This window comes from Frankia sp. CcMO1, assembly GCF_977945845.1.
Map to the genome: position 1 here is coordinate 1 of NZ_CDWTMG010000277.1, position 5,753 is coordinate 5,753.

At 69.0% G+C, this 5,753-nt stretch carries 6 protein-coding genes and 1 pseudogene; 4 read left to right on the forward strand and 3 right to left on the reverse strand.

The features are described from left to right. Positions 1 to 178: 178 nt before the first annotated feature. Positions 179 to 1,021 carry an aminotransferase class IV family protein gene (locus tag AC08OU_RS21805; RefSeq protein WP_476601960.1) on the reverse strand — a complete coding sequence of 281 codons (843 nt, stop codon included), beginning with the start codon at positions 1,019 to 1,021 and terminating at the stop codon, positions 179 to 181. A 187-nt stretch (positions 1,022 to 1,208) separates the two neighbouring features. Here AC08OU_RS21805 and AC08OU_RS21810 point away from each other — a divergent pair, with 187 nt between their 5' ends. Next, positions 1,209 to 1,682, forward strand: coding sequence for an SCP2 sterol-binding domain-containing protein (locus AC08OU_RS21810; RefSeq protein ID WP_476594343.1), 474 nt, complete (start codon positions 1,209 to 1,211; stop codon positions 1,680 to 1,682). 127 nt (positions 1,683 to 1,809) lie between these two features. Here AC08OU_RS21810 and AC08OU_RS21815 read toward each other — a convergent pair whose 3' ends face one another. Then, the gene (locus AC08OU_RS21815) at positions 1,810 to 2,712 is read right to left on the reverse strand and encodes a TerB family tellurite resistance protein (protein WP_476601961.1); all 903 of its coding nucleotides are present in this window, start codon (positions 2,710 to 2,712) and stop codon (positions 1,810 to 1,812) included. 316 nt (positions 2,713 to 3,028) lie between these two features. On the opposite strand from AC08OU_RS21815, the gene AC08OU_RS21820 reads away from it, so the two are divergent. The 3 genes from AC08OU_RS21820 to ypfJ all read left to right on the forward strand — a co-directional run bounded on the left by AC08OU_RS21820 (position 3,029) and on the right by ypfJ (position 5,235). Continuing rightward, a complete protein-coding gene (locus AC08OU_RS21820; RefSeq protein ID WP_476594341.1) occupies positions 3,029 to 3,565 on the forward strand; it encodes a hypothetical protein in 537 nt (178 codons plus the stop codon). A gap of 100 nt (positions 3,566 to 3,665) precedes the next feature. Then, entirely contained in the window at positions 3,666 to 4,085 is a 420-nt protein-coding gene (locus AC08OU_RS21825) for an ester cyclase (protein WP_011437807.1), read from the forward strand. 280 nt (positions 4,086 to 4,365) lie between these two features. Further along, complete coding sequence (gene ypfJ / locus AC08OU_RS21830; protein ID WP_476601962.1) at positions 4,366 to 5,235, forward strand: KPN_02809 family neutral zinc metallopeptidase; 870 nt, start codon at positions 4,366 to 4,368, stop codon at positions 5,233 to 5,235. Between the two features lie 99 nt (positions 5,236 to 5,334). Here the strand turns inward: ypfJ and AC08OU_RS21835 are convergent. Continuing rightward, a pseudogene (locus AC08OU_RS21835) lies at positions 5,335 to 5,466 on the reverse strand (CRISPR-associated endonuclease Cas2); the annotation flags it as partial. Positions 5,467 to 5,753: the final 287 nt, after the last annotated feature.

Consider the following 5,753-nt stretch of genomic DNA (forward strand, 5'->3'; position numbering starts at 1 on the left):
ACACACCAGAACGGCGAACAACATCCACACCCGACTCCAACACCAACCACTCACCGCAAGATCACGAATCTACGTGAATGTTTACAGCATAAGGCCGGGGTGGACATAAGGCCGGGTGGACGTGGTCCTCCGGCCGTCCGCAGGAGCACCCGGGCGTGCGGGACGCCGTCGACCTGGCTCAGATCGGACCCCATGGCACCGCGTCGTAGCGACGGGTAAGCGCCGTCATGAGCCATTCGGATCCCGTGAAGAGGTGGCCGTCGATGGCCCGGACAGGCGCGATCCCGCGTGAGTTGGTGACGAAGGCGGCCTCGAAGCCTGCCAGGTCCGCCAGTCGCACGGGGGCCCGTACGCTGGGCGGGCCGCCGTCCGCCGGTGCCTGCTCCAACAGCGTCATGGTGACTCCGCGCAGGGCGGGAGCGTCCGGCCAGACGATCATGTTGCCATCGAAGAAACCGATGTTGGTCATTACGCCCTCCGCGACGAGCCCGCCGGGGGCGGTCAACAGGGCGTCGTCGTAGCCGTCACGGCGGACGAGCCGGCCGTGCTGGATCTGCGCGAACGTCCCGAGATGCTTGAGGTGGGCGAACGGGCGCAGGTACGGCACTGACCGCAGCCGTTGGGGGGTGGTCGGCATGGTTGCCGGTTCGCCGATCGCGACGATGACGCGCACCCCTGCGCCGTCCGGCCGCTCGGTGACGACAATCCGGACCGTGGCATCCACCGCGGTGGCGGCTGTCGCCGTGGCCTCGGAGCCGGTGGCGGCCGTCTGGGTGGCGTACAGTGCCTGCCGGATGCGGTGGCGAACCAGCGCGCCGTCCAGGGGCTCGCCGTAGAGCTCCTGGTTCGCCTCATCCAGCCGGGTGAGATGCCACCGCAGGCCCCGGGCCCGACCGGCTCGCACCTGCAGCACGGTGAAGTGGCCGTGGGGGAGCAGGGCCAGGCGATGTGGATCATCGGGGGGAACGGGGCGCCCGTCGATTTCGACGCGTCGAAGTGTGGGAGTGACCACCTTGGCCACGATAGTGACCCGCCGGTGGGCCGCGCCGTCCGTGGGCTGGGGCGTCTGTGGGCTGGGGCGTCACGCGCGACATTCCGGTTGTGTCGCCCACGGAACCGCCGCAGTGTCGTCTTCGCTAGCGTGCTCGTGCGTGCTGCCGACAGGCTGCCGCCCACGAACGCCAACACGAACGCAAAGGAGTGTGGCTATGTCCGACCTTGCTGTCGATCCCACGGCCGACCCGGCGAAACTCGTCAGCGGTCTGCCCGCTATGTCGGAGCGTGAGGTCTCCGACCTGCTGGGTGGGCCGGCTGGTGACGCGGTGCTGGACGAGGTCTTCCGGCAGATGCGCGACACCTTCCGGCCAGAGCAGGCACAGGAAGAGAACGCTCTGGTCCGATTCGTGCTCAACGGTGGACCGGGCGGCGCCGTGCGCACCTACGAGCTGCGGGTCGCCGACGGTGTCTGCACTTTGGCGACACCGCCTGCCGCCGGGACCCCGAGTGAATCCGCGGGGGAGCAGACACTGACCATTGTCACGGATCGTGTCCGCTTCGTTCGGGTGGTCTCCGGTCAAGCCAGCGGGGCCAAGCTCTTCCTCACCAGAAAGATCAAGATTAATGGTGACCTGAAGTTCGGAGGCAGGATCCTGTCTTGGTTCGAGATCAAGAAGGAGAGCTGACCGGCGGCGGTCCCCACCGGTGCCGCCGCGATCGGTGCCGCGCCGAGGAGGTCAGCCGGGAAGGCCAGCCGAGGAGGTCATGAGCGGCCGGGCCGGCGACGTCGTTCAACCGGCGCCGGCTCGCCCCTCACAGGGCGAACTCGGCGGCGTTCAGGCCGAGGGTGAGGGCGGCCTCCCGCACCACGGCCCGCTCGCTGGCGACGAACTCGCCGTCAACCAGGCCGATCACCTGCCCGATGCGCACCACGGCGGCGGCTTCCGCCGCCCGCCCCCGCACCTTGGCGATGTCGGCCAGCGCGGCCTGTTTGCCGGCGGTGAAGTCTGCGGTGAGACGGCTCAGATGTCCATCGAAGAGCCGCTCCACGTCCTGTTCGGGAAACTGGGACATCACCGGATCCGTAGCGATGAAGCCGAGTAGCCCCTCGCGTTCCGCCGGATCGATGTGGCCGTCGGCCGCGGTGACGAGGGCACAGATCGCCACGGCGGCGTCCCGGAAGGTGAGGCTGCGCAGCTCCTCCCGCCGGGCGAACAGCTGCGCGCGCAGTGAGGCCAGGGAGGGCAGCCGCCGGTTGTCGACGGCGGGATCGAGGCCGCGCCAGAGCGGCCAGCCTTCGGCGAGCCAGCGACGTACCACCTCGGCCATCGATAGCGGGCGCAGGCGTGTCGCGAGAAGCACGTCGATGTTCACCGGAACCAGCGTGTGCTCTCCCCAGCGTGACGGCGTCGGAATGTCGGGCGGCCAGAAGCCGGCGAACATGATACTGAGCACGTGATCGGTTGCGGATTCAGGTGAGTGGCCGGTGACGGTTCCGTCGTGCTCGACCGCGCCGATGAACTGCCGGGAGACCGTCCGAGGGCCGGCGAGGCGGCCTACCTGCCGTTCGAGAGCGTCGTCCGTGCTCTCTCCCGCCGCCACCGGACCGCCCGGAAGGACATGCCAGGCTTCTCCCGGCGGGCGAGCGAGGAGAACGCGGTCGTCAATCCGTACGAGAAGCCGAACATCAAGCCGAATAGCAGCCTGCAAAGGCATACCGAAAGCCTCCTGAAGACGCACGGCACAAGGCGGGTTACGCGCAGGAACCATCATCCACCAGATGGCGGAGCGAGTGGACGCGGCGGTGCGGAACTACTCATCTGCGCTGCCGGCGTGACCGCTCGGTCCGGGTGCCGCGCGCGCCCGCGGCCAGTGACGGGGTGGGATCGGCCAGTCTCGGAAGGATGATGGTGTCTGGGCGGCTAGGGCGTCGAGCCGCCCGGACCTTAGCGTCGAGGCGTGGGCGCGGCGCCACCGGATCCGTATCCAGACCGTCCGCGCCCGATCCTGGGCCGATCCTGAGAGGCATACCGTGACCAAGTTTCTGCTCAGCGTGCATGTTCTGGCCGCGATCCTCGCGATCGGACCGATCACCGTGGCCGCCAGCATGTTCGCCCCGGCTGCGCGCCTGGCGCTGACCTCCCCGGGCGACGAGCGCGCTGCCGGGATTGTCCGCGTGCTGCACCGAATCTGTGGCGTCTACTCCGCGCTCGGCCTCGTCGTGCCGATCTTCGGGTTCTTCACCGCGCAGAGCCTGGGGGTTCTTGGGCAGAGCTGGTTGATCGTCGCGATCGCGCTGACCACCGTGGCCGCCGTCGTGCTCCTCATCGTGGTGCTGCCCGGACAGCGTGGCGTCCTCGACGAGATCGTCGCCGGATCCCCGGCCGTCCCCGACCGTGTGCAGGACGGAGGCGCGGTGGCCATGGATGGTGGCGCAGTGGCCATGGACGCGGCCGCGGCGCGCGCCCGCACGAGCGGTCTCGCGATGGCGGCCGGTGTGTTCAGCCTGCTCTGGGTGATCGTCACCGTTCTGATGATCATCCGTCCCGGCTCGACCACGAGCGTCTGACGTCCTCCCGGACGTCCGGTTTCCCGTCGGGAACCGGCCCGGTGGTGGGATGATCGCCCTCTGGACGGTGTGTGCGGCAGGCAAGCCTGGAGGATGTCACGTGGGAGAGGCGCTGGACACGGTGAAGCGCGCGCTGGACGCCTTCGACCTCGGTGACGAGGCCTCGGTGCTGTCGCTGCTCGACGAGGACCTGGTCGTCGAGGCACCGGGCGGGGTGCGGATCAAGGGGCGCGCGGCGGGCGCCGAGTACAGCGCCGCCTTCCTGGCGGCTTTCGGTGAGATCGACGTCGATACCCACGTGCTGGCCGAGCAGGGCGAGATCGTGGTCGAGGAGTACACGCTGACCGCGACGCACGTCGGCGTCTACCGCGACCCGGACGGGACGGAGCTCGCGCCCACCGGACGTCGGATCAACCTGCGTGTCGTCGAGGTCTACCGGGTCGAGCGCGGCCTGATCACCGAGAACCGGCTGTACTTCGACCAGACGCGGCTCGCTCGCCAGCTCGGTCGACCCGCCTGAGCCGGCCCGGCCCCGGGCCTGGCCTGGCCCGGCCCGGCCCGGCCGAAATATGGGGGGGTAGTCACGCTTCTGGGCCCCGAAAACGTGCCTACCCCCCACAACTTTGTGTCATGAATCGACTACGGGTTCCCGGCTGGTGCGGTGTCGGTCGTGACGTCGGCCGGGCCGGGCGCGAGAGCCGACGGGTCCAGATTCGAGAGCCGATCGGCATGGACATACTGCCTGCGGAACCCGGCTGACCGGTCATGCCCGGGGAGAAGGGGAAGGCGGAAGGCAGGTCATGCAGTTCGACGACTCGTCGGTCGACACATCCGAGCTCGAGGACAGGCGAGGTGGTGGTCTCGGCAGGGGGATCGCTGTCGGTGGCGGTGGGGTGAGCATCGTCGGTCTGCTCATCTACCTGGTGGTGACGGTGCTCGGCGGTGGTACCGACGCTGGTACGGCACCCCTGTCGCAGCCCGGGCAGTCGTCGGGCGACCTCGCGCAGCGGTGCAACACCGCCGCGGCCATCGATGAATACGACGACTGCTTCGTCCTCAAGGCGTTCAACGAGATCAATGAGGTCTGGACCGCTCAGTTCGCCCGGAACGGCCAGATGTATACCAAGCCCCGCCTGGTCTACTTCTCCCAAGCCGTCCAGACCGGCTGTGGCGTGGCGTCTGCCCAGGTCGGGCCGTTCTACTGCCCGCCGGACCGCAAGGTCTACATCGATCTCGGATTCCTCGCCCAGCTCCAGTGCGACTTCGGCGCCGAGGGACGCTACGCGCAGGCGTACATCGTGGCGCACGAGGTCGGGCACCATCTGCAGACGCTGACCGGGACCGAGGCGCGGGTGCGGCAGGCACAGCGGGCGGACCCGTCCCGGGAGAACGAGCTCAGCGTGCAGCTCGAACTGCAGGCCGACTGCTACGCCGGGGTCTGGAGCACCCTCGCGAACACCGGCGGGAACGTCACCATCGGCGAGGCCGACCTTGACCAGGCGCTCGGCGCGGCGGAGGCCGTCGGCGACGACCGGATTCAGGTCAGGGCATCCGGCCAGGTCAACCTGGAGACCTGGACGCACGGGTCGGCGCGGCAGCGCCGCGATGCCTTCCTCACCGGCTACCGGGGCGCGTCGACGGCGTCCTGCGGCACCGTGCCGCACGCCTGAGCGAAAACCGACCGAGGGTTCCACCGAGCTTCACCGACCGGTGGGTTCAGGCGGTTCTCAGCTCCCGGTGCCAGGGCGGGCGGGGCGTCCCGTGCCCCGGCGGATGTTGCCGTAAAGGAGATCAGGCTGGCCGCGCCGCGTGGTCACCAGCGCACGATACTGCGCGGCCGACAGTTCGCCCTCGAAGACACTGCGTTGCACCCAGTGCAGGTACTTGCGGCACGTGCGCAACGCCTAAGGGTTGCGTTCCGCCGCCGTGTCGTAGACCAGAACGACGAATAGGGATCATCACCCGTCGGATCGGAGTGGTGTCGAACATCGGCAGGTTCGACTTCGCCCAGAGGACGTCGGTGGGGCCCTCGCAGAAGGCACACGGCCGGTAGCGCGTCGTCGGCCCGATCCGGCGCGAAGAACTCCTTCACCTCCGCGGTCAGCTCGGCCCGGTCCCGGGTCCGCCTGGCGGGGGTGGGTTTCGCGTTCGGATACATTGCGAAGAGGATTTTCCACCAGTCGTAGGC

Excerpts from the sequence above, each read along its gene's own strand:
- AC08OU_RS21810 (WP_476594343.1), top strand. The coding sequence starts at position 1,209 with ATGTCCGACCTTGCTGTCGATCCCACGGCCGACCCGGCGAAACTCGTC.
- AC08OU_RS21815 (WP_476601961.1), bottom strand. The coding sequence starts at position 2,712 with ATGCCTTTGCAGGCTGCTATTCGGCTTGATGTTCGGCTTCTCGTACGG.
- ypfJ (WP_476601962.1), top strand. The coding sequence starts at position 4,366 with ATGCAGTTCGACGACTCGTCGGTCGACACATCCGAGCTCGAGGACAGG.